The sequence below is a fragment of the Bacillus sp. ISL-46 genome (assembly GCF_018613205.1).
Window position 1 is genome coordinate 1 of the sequence record NZ_JAGGQR010000076.1, and the last position, 17059, is coordinate 17059.

Here is a 17059-nt window from a genome sequence, read left to right on the forward strand (position 1 = left end):
GAACGGGTCTTTGCGGATGCTAAGGAAAAGCATGGTATGCGTTGGACAACCTTAAGAGGCTTAAAAAAATTGTCCATGCAAGCGATGCTTACTTTTGCTGCCATGAACTTGAAAAAGATGGCCAACTGGACGTGGAAAGGTCCAGAATTGGCGTAATAATAGTCAAAGGATAGGTCTAAATTTTGCTCTTACGAGCAAAAATCCAATAAAAAGGCATCGAATGGGCTCCATTCGAATGCCTTTTGTCTACAATCTGAAAGGTGCACTCTAATGAGTGCACCTTTTTGTATTATGAATTATATATTTCTCTGTTCATATTCACAATATCTTTATTTGAGAGGGGTTTGAGGTTAGAAGCTAAAAACTTCTCTATTACCTTATCTCGTAGGAATGGGGCTTTTTCTTTATTTGCTTTTTTCAATGCTTTTGTTAGTTCTTCTTTTGTTAGTTCTGTGCAGTATGCAGGAGTTCCTGGCTGTTGTCTCCACGAATCACTTAAAGAACCACCATCTACTGTGTCAAAGCCTAGCTGGTTTACTACATCCATAATTATTTGTTTTTGTGATACGTCATTACCAGCAATCGCTATGGCAATGCGTTCACTAGTACCTTCGGGGGTTCCTTCATTTTCTAAAGTATAGGCTGTTAAGTTGTTGAAGGCTTTGATGACAGGTCTACCTAATTGATTTGAAACCCAAACACTTTCAACCATCCCGTTATCAATTTCTTCAATTTTATCATCTCTAAAAGGATAATAATTTGAAGTATCTACAACAATTACTTCCTCCCCAACTTGCTCGATAATGTTCCTAATGCTTGGCAAATAGCAAGTAAATCTTACATCTTAGCTAAAATAATTCTTCTTTTATTATCACTTATTCCAGTATGAATCGGTGCATTCGCTTTATGGATTTATTTTTCGTAGAACTAACGGATGCTTGATTAGAACAAGGGTTGCTGCTGCAGCCCTTGTTTCTTGTTCCACTCCCTCAGTTATCACTAATTTGATATGTTTTGATTTTCCATATGGGGTAGATATGTTTCCCATTAAAATATATTAAACAATCTTTGTGACGAAAATGTTAACAGTTCAAAAGAATTTTCAATAAAAAAGATTTTTGATAGATGGATGTCCCACTTCAACCAAGTAGCTTACTCAACTTTTAAGGAATAGTAAACAACATATAATGTTCAGACTATATAAATCAATTATTTTGGAAAATAGTTATTGAAATAAAATCAAAACTGTTGTTGTGCAAGGGGTCTAAGGCAAAACCCCAATTATAAATAGAAAATCCAGCACAATTACGGCTGGATTTCTCTGTATTAGGTACTGGTTCGTTTACCCAAAAATGATTCTACTACATAAATGTGAATATTTTATGAGTAGATAAAAATAAATGCCTTTAATCTTGTTTTTAATTTGATGGAGTAATCATTTTTTTCATTAATAAATAAAGGGCTATTCAATTTTAATGCCAGCATCAAATACATAGGGCTGCTGTGGAGCAGTAATTTTTGAAAGCTGGTTAATTTTTATAACAGGAATTGTCTCCCAATTGAAAAACACTAGAAAGCAATTTATCAATACTTGAGGGTACATCAAGGAACTTAAAAGAACAGATGCCAGCAAACTTCAAAACTGCTTGAGACCTGTGTCACAGAATTGTTGGGTTTTTGCTTATTCCACTAACGCGTAAGAGTTTAGAACTCTAGGCAATAAAAGGTAGGTTTTAGAAAGATAATGTAAATAGGTAAGTCTACAACTTTTTGTATAAATAATAAAGCTCAAACTCTTTAAAAGGGATCTGCAGAAACTGAAAGTCTCGGAAAGGAATATTCGAGAGAGTTTATATTTGTAAGAACTCTTGATGATCACTGGTTTTACTCAAAATGAATAGAGTCTAGGGTTAAGGTTTTTGCCATTTATCATTATATGTCAATAATAATATTTAAATATATTTAAACATATATGATGACATATAATAATTTTAATACTTTATATTATAGGTTATCTACGAAAATATTAACCATAAATAAATTGTTATTAAATATATATTTGTTTTATATTTTAGTTCCCCATTAAAGAGTTAAAAAGCAAGAGAAGTACATCTATAGTAAGTATTTGAACGTTTTAAATAATTATATAAATATTAATATACAAACAATTAATTGAATTTTCAAATAATTTACGATCAACAAATTAATAAAGCGATAGAGGATATCAGAGCAAAGTTAAGCCATTTAGCCAATGTTAAAAGTGTAAATCCAGCCTTCCCAAGTCCTTCTGGCAAAGTTTATATGATATCACTTAATCCTAAAACAGGACTTAATGATTTAAAAACGAAGGAACTCGTGAATGCTATTAGAGAAAATACGAAAAATGTTCAGAAAGAAAATAATATCAAGTTGTACGTAACTGGTTCCACTGCAGTTAACATAGACATTTTGCAGAAATTGAGCAATGCTTTACCTTTGTTTTGTTCACTTATTGTTGGGTTTGCTTTTATTCCACTAATGCTTGTATTTAGGTCTATTCTTATTCCATTAAAAGCAGTTCTTGGATTTCTCATTTCATTAGCTGCCACACTTGGATTTGTGGAGTTTGTGATCCAGGATGGCCACTTAATCCATTTATTTGGTTTTCCTGCCGAAGGGCCTATATTAAACTTTTTGCCAATCATTGTGGTCGGAATATTATTAGGATTAGCAATGGATTATGAGGTTTTCCTTGTCAGTCGTATGCGCGAGAATTTTCTCATATAGGTGATAGTAGAAAAGCCAATTTGTCTGGGATGAAGGATAGCGGTGGCGTGGTAACAGCAGCAGGCTTGATTATGATTGCGGTATTCTCAGGATTTATGCTTGGGTCAGAACCAATTATTAAATCCATGGGATTAGCTCTAACATTCGGTGTCCTCCTTTATGGGAGTATGAACCAACAAATATTTACCAAACCACACGATAAGTAATATTATTACTATGTTTGTTGCTTACCCAAGCGTAATTCTCGTCTATTTAGGGCGTTACCCCTTAAGTCTACTTTTTTCTCTAGAAATAGTTTTTCTATCAACATCAAATTTAATTGCCAAGTCATTTAGGCTCATTTGGTGAATTTTCCTTAAAACAAATACCAGCAACCAATAGAAAACAATTTTTAAAATCTCTTTACGGTGCAGATCTTCTTGATGATTCATATGAATCTGGAGTATGTATATTAGTTAATGGAAATACAAATTCAAATTTAAATTCCTAGTTGACACATTGGATTAATGTACTTATTATAATGTAATAGATACATAATATTCCAAAAATGTATATAAACTTATGAGCTTAGCTTATCAGTCAACTGAAGGCTGCTTCCATTCTAAATGGGAGCAGTCTTTTTTATTAAGTGTTAGGAGGGAGCAAAGAGCATGCAGGACTTATTTGTAAAAAATAGCAAGCAGCGTAAGTGGCTTGAACGGCTGTACCCATTAGAAGCGGACTTTAAAGCACAAGCCTCGCAAATCGACAAGGAGGGCAGCTTCCCTAGAGAGAATATCCAGGCGTTAAGAAAAATCGGTTATACCAAAATTGACCTTACCAGAGGAATTTGGCGGGGGAGGATTTTCTCTATATGATACCATTCTCTTACAAGAAAAACTGGGAAGCTATGTTGGCAGCACCGCGTTATCGATTGGATGGACATTAATGACCGTTGGAGAATTATTTGAAAATCGGTATTGGGATCCAGAAAAGTTAGCCTTTTTTGCTGAAGAAGTGAACAATGGGGCCATCATTAACCGAGCAGTAAGCTTAATGGCTACAGGCAGTCCCATTCGCGGGGGCCGGCCTGGAACAAGTGCTAAGCGGGTAGCTGGCAAATGGGTGATTAATGGGCGGAAGAGCTATACAACCTGCTCACCGGAACTGGATTATTTTTTAACTTCTGCTTGGATCGAAGAAAAAGGAACGGTAGGCTTTTTGCTGATTCCAAAAGAAGCGGAAGGACTAACCATCGAGGAAAATTGGAATGTGATCGCGATGCGTGGTACCGGCAGCCATGATCTAGTATTAGAAAACGTGGTAGTGGATGAGTCGGACTTAGTCGAAATTCCCAGTTATCATACGGGGTTTAAACTGAATGGCTGGGGTCTGCTGATTCCTGCCACCTATTTAGGGATCGCGCAGGCGGCCAGGGACTATGCACTCGAATTTGCCAATACCCATTCGCCCAATAGTATTAAGGGTCCAATCGGTCAGCTGCCGAACGTGCAGGCGTTATTAGGCGAGATGGACTTGGAATTATGCAAAGCAAGATTTGCCCTATATGGTACGGCAGAGGCTTACATTGATGAGGATCGTCAACGGGATATCACAAATGAAGCATTTGTAGCCAAACATATTGTGACCAACTCCGCAATTACCGTGGTCGACAAAGCTATGCGATTAGTAGGAGCAAAAAGCTTACAGCTGACCAATCCACTGCAGCGTTATTACCGAGATGTCCGGGCAGGCCTGCATAATCCGCCAATGGATGATCTAACTATTTTAAAATTAGCTCAAACAGCTATTCAACAATATGAATCTAAGGGAGGAAAAGACAATGAAAATGAATAAGTTTTTTAAAATCGCCGCTACAGGAATCGCTTTAGTAACCTTCATCGCAGGCTGCGGCTCAACGGTAACAACTGGGGCAAAATCGGATGCGGGAGCTGCTAAGAAAGAAGTCAGAAAAGTAAAAGTAGCGTTTGATCAAGGCGGTAAACCAATCGGATACCTAGATGAAAAGGGCAAACCAACCGGATATGAAATTGAAGTCATGAAATTAGTGGATAAGGCATTGCCAGAATATGAATTCGAATATGTGCCAACATCCAGTGAAGACTTATTGGTAGGGGTGCAACAAGGCAAATATCAAGTAGGGGTAAAAAATGCCTGGTTCACAGAGGAAAGAACGAAGAGTTATATTTTTCCGAAAGAATTCCTCGGACTCAGCGGCGTTGGCATTTTGTTAAAAAAGAAAAACGAAAATATAAAAGACTTATCAGACTTTGCTAAAGCTAAGCTTTCGTTAGCACCTATTGCGGCAAGTAATGCTCAATATACCATTGTGGATGAATATAACCAAGCCAATCCAGACAATAAAGTTAAACTGGAAGCCGGAGATGCATTCTCGGTGGATGTCGTTCAATGGGTAAATGAAGGACGTGTAGATGGAGGCATTTATTTGGGAGCAACGTATGAAAAGCAAGTTCTTGCAAAGGATGGTCCTTATCATAATTTAGCAAATGACCTTGTTTATAATGAGTTTGCGGTTGTCAAAACGTGGCCATTATTCAACAAAAAAGAACAAGAATTTGCAGATGCCTATGATCAAGCCATCAAGAAAATAAAAGAGGAAAAGAAGACAAACAAACTGATGGTTAAGTTCTATAATACTGATTTATTTAAACTATTGGATACTGTGAAAAGGTAAACATCTAAAAAGAGGTGGAATATGCAAACGTATTTTGATAGTACCTACATTTGGGGAGCATTGCCACAACTTCTTTCGTTTTTAAACGTAACCTTTATGGTTGCAAGTCTATCGGTTTTGTTCGGTACGATTTTAGGATTTATCTTAGCCGTAATGAAACTCGGAACGAGTACGGCTGCCAGAAAAATCGCCAATGGGTATACCACTATTTTAAGGTGTACCCCCTCTATTGTTCTTTTATTTTTAGTGTATTACGGGCTTCCGGCAATAGCCAGTAACTTTGGTACAGACCTGAATCATCTTCACACTTCGATTTATGTTGTGATTACCTTTTCGCTACAATTGGGGGCCATCATGTCTGAGGTGATGAGAACGGCCTATGAAGCGATCGACCGGGGGCAATATGAGGCAGCGGTTAGTGTCGGGCTTAGTCCTGCCCAGGCATTTCGGAGAATTGTGTTGCCGCAAGCATTTGTTGTCGCATTGCCCAATTTCGGCAACAGCCTCCTTGAATTAATGAAAGAAGGATCATTAGCGTATACCATTGGTTTGGTTGATATTATGGGAAAAGCAAGCCTTATTATTTCAAATAACTATAATTCTCATTCGTTAGAAATTTATCTTGCCTTATCTCTTATATACTGGGTTTTATCCATTTTGATTGAACAGTTCTTTTCAAAGTTAGAAGAGATTTTTAGTAAAGGTAAACTGGTTATAAAAACAACATAGGGGGTGACAGCATGTCGGTCGGATTGGATGTTCCATTTTTAGTAAAAACCTTTTTTGTTGCATTATCTGGAGTGCCTATAGCCTTACTCATTACGATTGTCTCCTTACTCATTGCTCTGCCTTCAGGATTTTTGCTCGCCTTATCGCGGATTAATCGAATTCCAGTGATAAGCCAGTTGGCACGAGTCTATGTTTCGTTTGTGAGAGGGACTCCTGTCATTGTTCAAATTTTTATTATTTTTACAAGTGTTCCTCTACTATTGGCTCCCATATTCGAGAAGTATCATGTTAAAACGAGTATCTACGATATCAATCCGATTTGGTACGCATTTATTGTTTTCTCGTTGAATACAACGGCTATTTTAATAGAAGTATTTCGTTCTGCTATTAGCACGGTCAGTAAGGGGCAGCTGGAAGCAGCATATTCCGTTGGGTTGAACAATGTGCAAGCGTTTAGAAGAATACTCATTCCACAAATATTAGTGGTGGCATTGCCCAATATTTGTACAGCAACGGTCAATCTCATTAAAGCTACCTCTTTGGGTTATGCTTTGTCATTGAGAGAGATTACGTTAAAAGCTCAAGTGGCAGCCAATGTTGGCTACAATTTTATTGAAGCGTACATCGATATCTTTCTTGTCTATCTCATTTTATGCAGCTTAGTGGAAACCTTATTTAAGCTGTATGAAAAACGGTTAAGAAAGTATAAAGCAGCCGCTGCCTAAGATCATGATTGGAGGCAAAGTCATGTTAGAGATTAAAAATATCCACAAGTCCTTTGGTAAGAATGAGATTTTAAAAGGAGTAGATTTACAGATTGATAGGGGTGATGTGGTTGTCATTCTTGGCCCGAGTGGCTCTGGTAAGACCACATTGCTTCGGTGCATTAACTTTCTTGAACGAGCCGATCAGGGGCAAGCCATTTTTGGGGATATTCATGTAAACCTTAAATCAGCAAACAAAAAACAAATACATCAAATCAGGCAAAAGATTGCTTTTGTGTTTCAGAATTATAATCTGTTTACGAATAAAACAGTATTAGAGAATGTGACAGAAGGTCTTATCATTGGAAGAAAGGTTACGAAAGCAGAAGCCAATGAGCTGGGGCAACGGGCCTTGGCGAAGGTCGGATTGGCAGATAAATTGAATTCCTACCCTAGTGAACTGTCTGGCGGGCAGCAGCAGCGGGTTGGCATTGCAAGAGCGATTGCGTTAAATCCAGATATTATTTTATTTGATGAACCAACGTCTGCACTGGATCCAGAATTAGTCGGTGAAGTCTTAACCGTCATGAAAAATATTGCAAAAGAAGGCACAACCATGTTAGTGGTGACGCATGAAATGTCTTTTGCAAAGGATGTAGCCAACCGAGTCATCTTTATGGATGGCGGTGTGATCGTAGAAGAGAATTCTCCAAAGGAAATTTTCTCAAGACCAAAAGAAGAAAGAACGCAGCATTTCTTAAGACGGGTCATACCTGAGGATTTTATTTATAATATTTAATGAATGAGAAACCTCTAGAAATGGAGGTTTTTCTTCATTGCTCCCATCACAATGTCTTGTAACTAATACTTTAATCTGATTTGGTATAAAAAGATTAATGTTTAATGATTTAGTTATAATTATATTTATTGGTTAAAATTAACTTTCATGTAAACGTGGATTAGAAAAAAACAAATTAGATGCATGGTTCTGGTTAATCCATTGGGATAAAAGAATCTAATAGATTATTAATCATCTATATTTAAGCGCTGTAAATTATAGTGGGCACAGAATGCCATCTGGTAAAGCTATTTCAACAATAACATTGTTTAATATGATTTCATCAACATATATGTATATGATATTCTTGTTATGTTTGATATTGTATTAATTATCCTTATTTTTATTTTCAATATCCTCATTGTTTTTAAATTATTATTTAATGAAATGTAAACTATATAATGAACCTAGAAAAAACCATTTGATCCCTTTAGAGAAAATGCTTAAATTTATTTTTGTTTTCTTTAAAGGTAGAGACTAGCCTTAAAATAGTGGTATAACTTAGTTCTGAACATCTGTGGGAGTTTTGTATTTTGCCAGTAAGTGCTCTTTTTATTTCCGTGCTGAAACTATAATTCTCAAAACCTTTTTCACTCATGTGATTAACCTCTTTTTTTATATTATCCGACTATACATAGGATTCTCTTAAAGAAATATCATATTCAAAATCTGAATATGGTTCATTATATTTGAAATGCCAAAAAAATCGGCTTTTATTTTACATTATAAAAAATAACATACTGAGTTGTTGGCATTATGCACTTTCGTAATCGAAAAGCCCTTTATTACATTATGGTACATTGCCTTTATAAACCTGTCTGTTTCTTATTGGTTGGCATTAGTTCCAAAAGTGTTGGCTGCTGTTTTTTTGGTAAGAGTATTTATTATTTTTCATGATTGCACCCATCATTCCTTTTTTTAAAACCGTAATGGCAATCGAATAGTTGGGACAGCCGCGGTGATCTTTGTCGCTTCTTTGTTATTGGCAGCAGTGGTAATCTCTTCTACTGTGGTCATAAACTATAATAGCCGTAGGGAACTGGCCCTGTCTCTTGTAATCCCTGCATAATTAACAAGGATATCTAGTCTGCCAAAATGAATAAAAAAGAAATACTTTAAATAATATTTATTTGACAAGCTTATCATATAGGTGTAATTTACATATATGGTTATGTATTAATTAGGAGGTTTTTTATCATGGAATTAAACAATGAGTTCATTACTAATTTTGGTGAATCCCTATTAAACATTTGGACAAACAGTTTGGACAAGGTGACCGCTTCTCAGGAAGAAATAGAAAATCTTTTGCTTCAAGCATTTACAACACAAAAAGAATCATTGGAGAAAATTGCAGGCGGCATGGACTTTATCCAGGAACAACAGAAAAAATTAATTGAAGAAGTTCGCGATTATGTAAATAAAAATGTTGAAACAGTTTCCGGTGAACAAGCAAGCCAAACTTTCGAAAAGTGGAATGCTCAACTAGATGAAATAAATAACCGTGTTCAACAGTTAACCTCTACTCCATACAAAGAAAGTTTAAATTTATTAAATCAGTCACAAGAGCAGTTCCAACAAACATATAAAAATCATTTCGAACAGCAAAAAAAGATTCGTGATGAGGCTTTAAATCAATTTAAAACTGCACAAAAAGGATTTACGGATTTATTTGAATCCAACACAAAAATGGCATTTAATTTGTTTAAGTAGAACAGCGGATTTTCGCTGTTCTTTTTTACAATATACAAATAATATTTATATCCTACCACTAAAGGGGCACAGAGCTGCCTTCGAACGGGAATTATCGGCATTTATTCGGATGCATGGAATAATGGTGCTCCCTTGAATACATCGAATTCTGACCGTCTGTGGAAAGGAAACTCTTATACGTTTGATCAAGGTGGAGAAGTACACTTTTTGTTGATTACGGATGATAAAGTCGTTTCTCTACCTTTTGAAAACCCGATACCGACGATTACGATAAATGTTCAGCCTTAAGATGGTATGTTGAATGTTTGACAGTTATAATGAGGATGAAGTCAAAATGGCTTCATCCTTTCATATAATTATGAGCAAGTTTGTGAAGAAATGTACTGATATGAACGAAACTGTCAATGCTCCATACCCAATTTGATTTTGGTTTTAGTTTTTGATTAAGAAGAGAAGCATTTTTCGGCTTCTTGTTGTTAACGGTGTAGGGTGGTACGGAATTAGAAAAAAGCGGAATGGTGAAAAGAAGGTCAACTAATCTAGAATAATAATTAACAGCCCTTCATTTCCTGAGGGGCCTTTTAGTAATTAATAAATTAATTTTAATATTAACATTAGCATTATTATCAATTTGTTTGATGTAACCTAATTTCAAAAAAAGATGTAATTCATTCTAAGTCTTTAAAATGATAAATCTACCTTTCAAGGAAAAAAAGTAACCAACACCTTCACTCGTTAAGTATCCTTTGTAGGGAACTTTCCGGTTGGATGAGGGGTTCATTAAATGTTTACTCAAATATATACATAAAACAAAGGGGCACTAATTCAAGAATTTTAAGTGGTCAACCAAAAAAATTCTTTTTCTTGACATGGGATTTTTATTTAAATACAATATTTCTATAAATACTGAAATAAGTATTTATATTTATTGGAAGGGGGTCATCCTTGGTGAATGATGATATTGCAGTAAAAGTCTATAAGGCACTGGGTGAAACAACACGTTTACAAATTGTTAAAGTTTTAGCAAAACAACCGGAATTAGCTTGCCATGAAATGAAAAATCAAATAAAAGTGTCGGCCAATTCAACTTTGACACATCATTTAAAACCATTACTCGATTGCGGATTGCTTTCCGTTCGCAAAGAGGGTACCTTCCGATATTATAGTTTACAACGAGAAGTCCTTGGACAATACGCTCCCGCTTTACTTTAAACAGAAAGCGGAATATTTTTAATCTTTATTTCAGTATTTATAGAAATACAGAATAATAGAATTGAATGGGGGAAAATCATATGAGTCAACTAAGCAAAGATCATAATGGGAATCTGAAAAATGGTTTAGAAAGTAAACTTTTTGAACCTATAAAAATGGGAGCATGGAATTTACGCTCTCGTACGGCGATGGCTCCTTTAACAAGATGTTTTGCTGATGATCAAACTGGCGTAGTTGGAGATGATGTGGTGGAATATTATCGAAAACGTGCTGCTGACGGAATCGGATTAATTATTTCAGAAGGAACAGTAATTAGTCCTAGAGGAAAAGGCTATCCTGGAATTCCTGGAATTTATTCCGAGGAACAAATTAAAGGGTGGAAAAAAGTAACGGATGCTGTGCATAAAGAAGGCGGTACGATAATTGCACAAATTTGGCATGTAGGACGCTTATCACATCATGAACTTGCAGGAAACTTGCCACCGCAAGCCCCATCGGCCATTCCTGCTGAAGGATTAGTATCTCGTTTTCGTAAGCCATATGATATCCCTGAAGAGATGACAATTGCGGATATAAGGGAAGTTGTAAGTCAATATGCGCAGGCGGCAAAAAATGCAATCGAAGCTGGATTTGATGGGGTAGAAATTCATGCTGCACACGGATATTTAATCGATCAATTTAATTCAGACATAACGAATCATCGCACTGATCAATATGGAGGTATTCTAGCACTAAGATTAACATTCATGAAAGAAGTAATAAGAGCAGTTATAGATGCCATTGGTACTGAGAGAACGATGATTCGATTTTCTGCTCATAAAGCTGATGTTCCAAACTATATGTGGGAAGATCCAAAAACGGTCATTCGTACATTTGTTGAAGCATTTAATGAAGTTGGCGCTACTTTACTACATCCATCAATCATGCAATTTAATAGAGTACTTGCTGATGGAAAAACAATGCATCAATTAGTACGCAAATATTGGGATGGAGTGATTGTTGGGGTTGGCAGTCTAGATCCAGAAATGGCTGAACAAGCTTTAGAAGAAGGGACAATTGACGTTGCAGCATTTGGACGTCCATTAATTTCAAATCCGAACTTTCTTCATCGTTTGAAAAATGGTGAAGAATTAGAAGAATACGATGCAAAGAAACATCTAAATATTTTAGTATAAATAGTGAATCCATATGAAAATGGAAAAATAAAGGAAGCTTTTGATTGAGCTTCTTTTTATCAATTTGGTATTTCTGTATTTATAGAAATATTAAATTAATGTAAAAAAATGGAGAGGGAAATTATACATGTCAAATAACGGGAAGATTTATATTTTAGCAATGATTAGTTTTTTAGTCGGTACATCCCAATATATCATTACAGGTATTTTAGATAAAATGGCAGATGCTTTAAGCATTTCTATTGAAGCTGCTGGTCAGCTTATTACCGTTTATTCGCTAGCTTATGCCATAGGTACACCTATTCTAATGGCATTATTGGCTAAAATGGAAAGACGTAGGTTACTTATTTATTCTTTGAGTTTCTTTATACTAGGGAATATACTCTCAGTAATCATGCCTGGTTATGGCTTGTTTATGATTGCTCGAATTATTATGGCTTTAAGTACAGGGGTAGCAGTTGTTACTGTTTTAAGTTTAGCAGCAAAAATTGCACCTGCAGATAAAAAAGCGAGTTCAATTGCAACTGTTGTTATGGGATTTACAACTTCGTTAATAATAGGTGTACCTATTGGTAGATTTATTACATCTGCTTATGGGTGGAAATTTGTCTTTCTTGGTGTTGCTCTATTAGTGTTTATTGCAATATTTATCATTTTACATTCAATCCCACGAATAATGGGGGATGAACCCATTCCTTTAACTAAACAAATTGTAATGTTGAAAAAACCTAAGATTACACTAGGTTTATCAATAACGTTCTTCTTAATGGCAGGTTATGGAGTTGTATTTACTTATTTATCTCCTTATCTTATCAATACTGTTGGAATGAGTGATCACCTTTTAAGTATAGCTTTACTTGCTCTTGGAATCGCTAGCTTATTTGGATCTAAATTCGGAGGCTTCAGTGCAGATAGATGGGGTATAGTGACTACCTTAAAAAGAGGATTAGTACTTAATATCATTTCGATGATCTTGCTTTCATTCGCATCAAGTTCTTTAATCGCAGTTTTTATGATTCTTATCATTTGGTCATTTGCAGGGTGGTCTTCAGGGGCTACACAACAATATAATTTAGCAACAATTCATCCAGAATCTTCTGATGTCTTACTAGGTCTGAATCAGTCAATGATGCAATTAGGATTCGCAGTTGGGGCAGGTCTAGGAGGGCTAGTAGTTGGGCAATTATCAGTATCATCGATCACTTGGTTTGGAGCTTTAGGAGTTATGTTTGCTCTAGTTACAACCTTTGGCTTATCACGTTTCTTGATTCGTGAAAATGTAGTTAATCAAAATTTTAGAGCTCATAAAAGAGCGTAATCTAATTTCGAATAAATGAACTTACTCCTGCACAAATAAGTAAAATCACTACTGGAGCGTTGTTTCGTTCAATTGATCGGCATGGAAGTATCAAGGAAAGGTTAAGTGATAAATCCGTAGCTCATTATAAAGAAATATATCGGAGAACTTGGGATGGATGCAAACGACTTTGCAGCACATAGTTTAAGAAGTGGATTATCAACAAGCGTAGCAATGATGGGAATGACAGAAATAGCTATTATGAAACAAACAGGTCATAAAACTAGGGAAATGGTTGATCGATATGTTCAGGCAGGTCTACGTTATAAAAACAATGCAAGCAGCATTTTAAAAAACTTATAATTTCCGGATTTTCAGTGTGTTGGAGATTTGCATTTAAACGAAATTATCTTTTCTTTTATGTACAACTACCCACCTAATTTGCGCTACTGACTAATTGTCAGATAATTGTATTAAACTACAAAATTTGCTCCTTAATTATTAAGGAAAGATGAAAAACATTGTGATTTGGAAGAAGCGCTCATGATATGGGTGCTTTTTGTTGTGTGCCAGGCATGGCAACTATCTAGGTGGTGAAAGTCCACTGTGGGGGTACACATCGACCAACCACTAAGGAAGCGCAAGGTACTTACCGTGAGGTAAGGGCTGGAGGAAGCGTGGAATAAAATCTTGGCTCGACGAACAGAAATCTGATACTAAGGCTTTATAAAGGGATGAGACTCAAATACAAGTCAAAGTCCAAAAGATGTGCGTAACTTTGTAGAGTAAATCAGGCGAGTAAAAGAGGAAAGATAGTTGTCTTACCCTGGGAGGTCTTGCGGATGTACGGAAGTACAGTCGAAAAAGGTTAGCCGCAAGAAGTCAGCAGAAGCCATAGTAGTGAAATTAGTTCATGAAGGGCTGAACAATTTATAGTGTTTCAACACCACGAATGCGTAAGTGACGTACTCCGAATGTATTAATGGTGAAAGTATGAGCGTATCTCAAAGGCTAACCAAAATGGAGCTATCACTTACTACGTGAGAGGAAAGGAGAAACGAGTGTGGAACTTTAAGAACAGATTCTAAGTAATCAAAATATGAACGAAGCCTACCTGCGTGTCTATAAAAATAAAGGTGCGAGTGGGGTCGATGGAGTAACAGTCGAAGAACTAAAGCAATATCTGAGAGAGAACAAGGATGAGCTACGTCAGCGCATCAGAACAAGAAAATACCAACCACAAGCTGCCTTAAGAGTGGAAATCCCAAAAGAAAATGGCAAGATGCGCAAGTTGGGAATACCAACAGTAGTGGATAGAGTAGTTCAACAAGCCATTCATCAAGTTCTCAGTCCGATATTTGAAAAGCAATTCAGTGAATTCAGTTACGGCTTTAGACCAAAAAGAAGTTGTGAGATGGCTATTATAAAAAGCTTGGAATTTCTGAATGATGGACACGATTGGGTGGTAGACATTGACCTCGAAAGATTCTTCGATACAGTCCATCACGATAAACTCATGCGAATTATTGCCAACACAATAGATGATGGTGATGTCATCTCGTTAATCAGAAAATACTTAGTCAGTGGAGTCATGGTGAAAGGGAAATATGAAGAAACACCAGTCGGGACTCCGCAAGGAGGAAACCTCAGCCCATTATTGAGTAATATTATGTTAAATGAACTCGATAAGGAACTAGAGAAAAGAGGACTACGGTTCGTGAGATACGCTGATGACGCTCTCATCTTTGTAAAGAGTGAGACAGCAGCAAACAGAGTGATGAAATCAATCGTGAGATTTATAGAAGAAAAACTAGGATTAATAGTCAATGTGGAGAAGAGCAAAATCTCTCGCCCAAAAGATTTAAAATTCTTAGGATTTGGGTATTATTACGATACTAAAAACAAGAGGTATCAAGTAAAACCCCATCCCATGTCAATACAGAAGTTTCAAAGGAAGCTTCGAAAATTAACAAAGCGAAACTGGAGTGTTCCGCTAGACTTCCGAATTTTAAAACTGAGACAAGTCATACTTGGGTGGGTTAATTACTTTAGAATCTCGAATATGAAAAAAGCAATGAGTGAGATAGATAAGAAGCTTCGCTCCAGAATTAGAGTCATCATCTGGAAGCAATGGAAGGTACCAAAGAAACAAATAAAATCGCTTATTCAATTAGGGATTCCTGAGGAAGAAGCGAAAGGATTAACCTTCTGTCGAAGAGGTTACCGGTTCATTGGACTATCAAAAGTTGTCCAAAGAGCAATCTCAAACAAAAGACTAAAGCAGAGGGGACTTCCCTCCGCTTTAGAGCATTATCTAAAAGTACACACTGTAATATAAATTGAACCGCCGTATACGGAACCGTATGTACGGTGGTGTGAGAGTTGCGCCTTGAAAGCTCAAGGAATACATACGATTTGAGATAGTCGTCTAGATAATGCTTAGCCAGCAGTCTTGTACCGAGTCTTGCGTGGTACACGGTAACGTGTACTGCGAAGCGTAGACAGGAAGATGGCAGGCCGGAATAAAGTGAAAAGGATAATTAGTCCCGAAATTAAACGTGATGTGGAGTAGCCGACCTTTTCTCTCAATGGGGAAGGCAACAATGAAATAACCGCTAAAGGCAAGGGTATTATCGTTACTCCCGGGATTCGTACCTACGGCATGTCATCAATGGATTCCTTTGGGAACAAGGGAGATCCAATAAACTTCTATAACATATAGATAAGAATTCAACAAGCCCACAAAGCAAGGAGAATTCTATGGTTTATTGGAAGTCTTACTAACTGATAGTACTCTGAGATAGGGAGAGCCTATTACATGGGGAAGCGGTTAGCGGAAATTGAATCAATCTAAGGAAACATGAGCTTCATTCAATGGAAGATTTCGGTCCTTAATTCAAAGTAAGGAGAAACCAATCATGACAACAGGATTAGAGAGAATAGCAGTAAAAGCTCAACAAGATGAAAAACTACAATTTACATCATTAGCACATCACATTACAAAAGAGTTGATTTGGACTAGTTTAAACCATATGCCAAAGAACACTTCACCTGGCATTGATGGTACCTCAAGGGATATGGCTATAATTGAGTTTGAAAATTGGGTTGGAGATATGATGAATTCAATCCACAGACATAGCTATAAACCTCCAGCAGTAAGAAGGGTCTGGATACCTAAACCTGGGAAAGTCGAAAAACGACCGATCGGAGTACCTTCGGTGGCAGATAGAGCTTTACAAAGAAGTACAGCAACGGTACTTTCATCAATTTATGAACAAGACTTTCTAAATTGTTCATACGGTGGTAGGCGAAATAGGGGACCACATAATGCCTTAGCTACCCTTAATGAGATTATTTCAGGGAAGAAAGTTAGCTGGGTGCTGGAAGCCGACCTGAAGAACTACTTTGGAACCTTAGACCATGATTGGATAATTAAATTCGTGCAACATAGGATTGGTGATCCTAGAATTATTAGTCTGATTAAAAGATGGTTAAAAGCAGGTGTAATGGAAGGTAAGGATATTTATGTCAGTGAAACTGGAACACCGCAAGGTGGTTCAATTAGTGTACTGTTAAGTAACATTTATCTTCACTATGTATTGGATTTGTGGTTTGAGAAAGCAATAAAACCAAGACTCAAAGGAGAGTCATATCTAATAAGATATATCGATGATTTTGTAGTGTGCTTTCAATATCGTTCAGATGCAATAAGGTTTGGGAAAGTCCTTGTGAAAAGATTAAGGAAATTCTCATTAGAGCTTGAACCTAATAAGACTAGGTTAGTAGAGTTTGGACGGTTTGCCAGTAAACATGCCCTACAAAAAGGAAAGAAATTAGAAACGATCTATTTCCTAGGTTTTACACATTATTGTACAAAAAACCGTAAGGGTAATTTCATGGTAGGTAGGAAAACAGAGACGACCAGATTTAAGC

The 17059-nt window shown here is 36.5% G+C and carries 15 protein-coding genes and 2 pseudogenes; 16 read left to right on the forward strand and 1 reads right to left on the reverse strand.

Going from position 1 to position 17059, the window contains the following annotated elements:
- Nucleotides 1-156: transposase (locus J7E67_RS27645; protein ID WP_214733233.1), on the forward strand; the 156-nt coding region annotated here is incomplete at its 5' end.
- Between the two features lie 133 nt (nucleotides 157-289).
- Here J7E67_RS27645 and J7E67_RS27650 read toward each other — a convergent pair.
- Nucleotides 290-823 (reverse strand): annotated as a pseudogene (locus tag J7E67_RS27650) (NADPH-dependent F420 reductase); the annotation flags it as partial.
- Between the two features lie 1349 nt (nucleotides 824-2172).
- Here J7E67_RS27650 and J7E67_RS31625 point away from each other — a divergent pair.
- The 15 genes and pseudogenes from J7E67_RS31625 to J7E67_RS27725 all read left to right on the forward strand — a co-directional run.
- Nucleotides 2173-2766 (forward strand): MMPL family transporter, encoded by a 594-nt coding sequence (locus J7E67_RS31625; RefSeq protein WP_251027043.1) that lies wholly within the window; start codon nucleotides 2173-2175, stop codon nucleotides 2764-2766.
- A 29-nt stretch (nucleotides 2767-2795) separates the two neighbouring features.
- Nucleotides 2796-2972: an MMPL family transporter gene (locus J7E67_RS31630; RefSeq protein WP_251027047.1), complete on the forward strand. Its 177-nt coding sequence runs from the start codon at nucleotides 2796-2798 to the stop codon at nucleotides 2970-2972.
- 444 nt (nucleotides 2973-3416) lie between these two features.
- Nucleotides 3417-4602: pseudogene (locus tag J7E67_RS27660) on the forward strand (acyl-CoA dehydrogenase family protein).
- Nucleotides 4589-5461 (forward strand): transporter substrate-binding domain-containing protein, encoded by an 873-nt coding sequence (locus J7E67_RS27665; RefSeq protein WP_214716036.1) that lies wholly within the window; start codon nucleotides 4589-4591, stop codon nucleotides 5459-5461. Before J7E67_RS27660 ends, J7E67_RS27665 begins: the two are co-directional and overlap by 14 nt.
- Nucleotides 5462-5482: 21 nt before the next feature.
- A complete protein-coding gene (locus tag J7E67_RS27670; RefSeq protein ID WP_214733230.1) occupies nucleotides 5483-6190 on the forward strand; it encodes an amino acid ABC transporter permease in 708 nt (235 codons plus the stop codon).
- Between the two features lie 11 nt (nucleotides 6191-6201).
- The gene (locus J7E67_RS27675; RefSeq protein WP_251027044.1) at nucleotides 6202-6915 is read left to right on the forward strand and encodes an amino acid ABC transporter permease; all 714 of its coding nucleotides are present in this window, start codon (nucleotides 6202-6204) and stop codon (nucleotides 6913-6915) included.
- 22 nt (nucleotides 6916-6937) lie between these two features.
- Nucleotides 6938-7693 (forward strand): amino acid ABC transporter ATP-binding protein, encoded by a 756-nt coding sequence (locus J7E67_RS27680; RefSeq protein ID WP_214733231.1) that lies wholly within the window; start codon nucleotides 6938-6940, stop codon nucleotides 7691-7693.
- Nucleotides 7694-8929: 1236 nt separating this feature from the next.
- Nucleotides 8930-9442 (forward strand): hypothetical protein, encoded by a 513-nt coding sequence (locus J7E67_RS27690; protein WP_214716039.1) that lies wholly within the window; start codon nucleotides 8930-8932, stop codon nucleotides 9440-9442.
- Nucleotides 9443-9574: 132 nt separating this feature from the next.
- A complete protein-coding gene (locus J7E67_RS27695; protein WP_214716040.1) occupies nucleotides 9575-9730 on the forward strand; it encodes a hypothetical protein in 156 nt (51 codons plus the stop codon).
- Nucleotides 9731-10390: 660 nt separating this feature from the next.
- Nucleotides 10391-10654: an ArsR/SmtB family transcription factor gene (locus tag J7E67_RS27700; RefSeq protein WP_214733234.1), complete on the forward strand. Its 264-nt coding sequence runs from the start codon at nucleotides 10391-10393 to the stop codon at nucleotides 10652-10654.
- A gap of 80 nt (nucleotides 10655-10734) precedes the next feature.
- Complete coding sequence (locus J7E67_RS27705) at nucleotides 10735-11829, forward strand: alkene reductase (RefSeq protein ID WP_251027046.1); 1095 nt, start codon at nucleotides 10735-10737, stop codon at nucleotides 11827-11829.
- Between the two features lie 127 nt (nucleotides 11830-11956).
- Complete coding sequence (locus tag J7E67_RS27710; RefSeq protein ID WP_214716042.1) at nucleotides 11957-13147, forward strand: MFS transporter; 1191 nt, start codon at nucleotides 11957-11959, stop codon at nucleotides 13145-13147.
- Between the two features lie 126 nt (nucleotides 13148-13273).
- Nucleotides 13274-13489: a tyrosine-type recombinase/integrase gene (locus J7E67_RS27715; RefSeq protein ID WP_374102985.1), complete on the forward strand. Its 216-nt coding sequence runs from the start codon at nucleotides 13274-13276 to the stop codon at nucleotides 13487-13489.
- A 736-nt stretch (nucleotides 13490-14225) separates the two neighbouring features.
- Nucleotides 14226-15464, forward strand: a complete 1239-nt coding sequence (gene ltrA, locus J7E67_RS27720; RefSeq protein WP_214716046.1) for a group II intron reverse transcriptase/maturase — start codon at nucleotides 14226-14228, stop codon at nucleotides 15462-15464.
- 580 nt (nucleotides 15465-16044) lie between these two features.
- Nucleotides 16045-17059, forward strand: a 1015-nt coding sequence (locus J7E67_RS27725) for a reverse transcriptase domain-containing protein (RefSeq protein WP_214733232.1), incomplete at its 3' end; no start/stop codon positions are given.

What these genes read in the sequence shown, in the direction of transcription:
- J7E67_RS27670 (WP_214733230.1), top strand. Translation starts at nt 5,483, where the DNA reads ATGCAAACGTATTTTGATAGTACCTACATTTGGGGAGCATTGCCACAA.
- J7E67_RS27665 (WP_214716036.1), top strand. Translation starts at nt 4,589, where the DNA reads ATGAAAATGAATAAGTTTTTTAAAATCGCCGCTACAGGAATCGCTTTA.
- J7E67_RS31630 (WP_251027047.1), top strand. Translation starts at nt 2,796, where the DNA reads ATGAAGGATAGCGGTGGCGTGGTAACAGCAGCAGGCTTGATTATGATT.
- J7E67_RS27680 (WP_214733231.1), top strand. Translation starts at nt 6,938, where the DNA reads ATGTTAGAGATTAAAAATATCCACAAGTCCTTTGGTAAGAATGAGATT.
- J7E67_RS27690 (WP_214716039.1), top strand. Translation starts at nt 8,930, where the DNA reads ATGGAATTAAACAATGAGTTCATTACTAATTTTGGTGAATCCCTATTA.
- J7E67_RS27705 (WP_251027046.1), top strand. Translation starts at nt 10,735, where the DNA reads ATGAGTCAACTAAGCAAAGATCATAATGGGAATCTGAAAAATGGTTTA.
- ltrA (WP_214716046.1), top strand. Translation starts at nt 14,226, where the DNA reads ATGAACGAAGCCTACCTGCGTGTCTATAAAAATAAAGGTGCGAGTGGG.
- J7E67_RS27675 (WP_251027044.1), top strand. Translation starts at nt 6,202, where the DNA reads ATGTCGGTCGGATTGGATGTTCCATTTTTAGTAAAAACCTTTTTTGTT.
- J7E67_RS27710 (WP_214716042.1), top strand. Translation starts at nt 11,957, where the DNA reads ATGTCAAATAACGGGAAGATTTATATTTTAGCAATGATTAGTTTTTTA.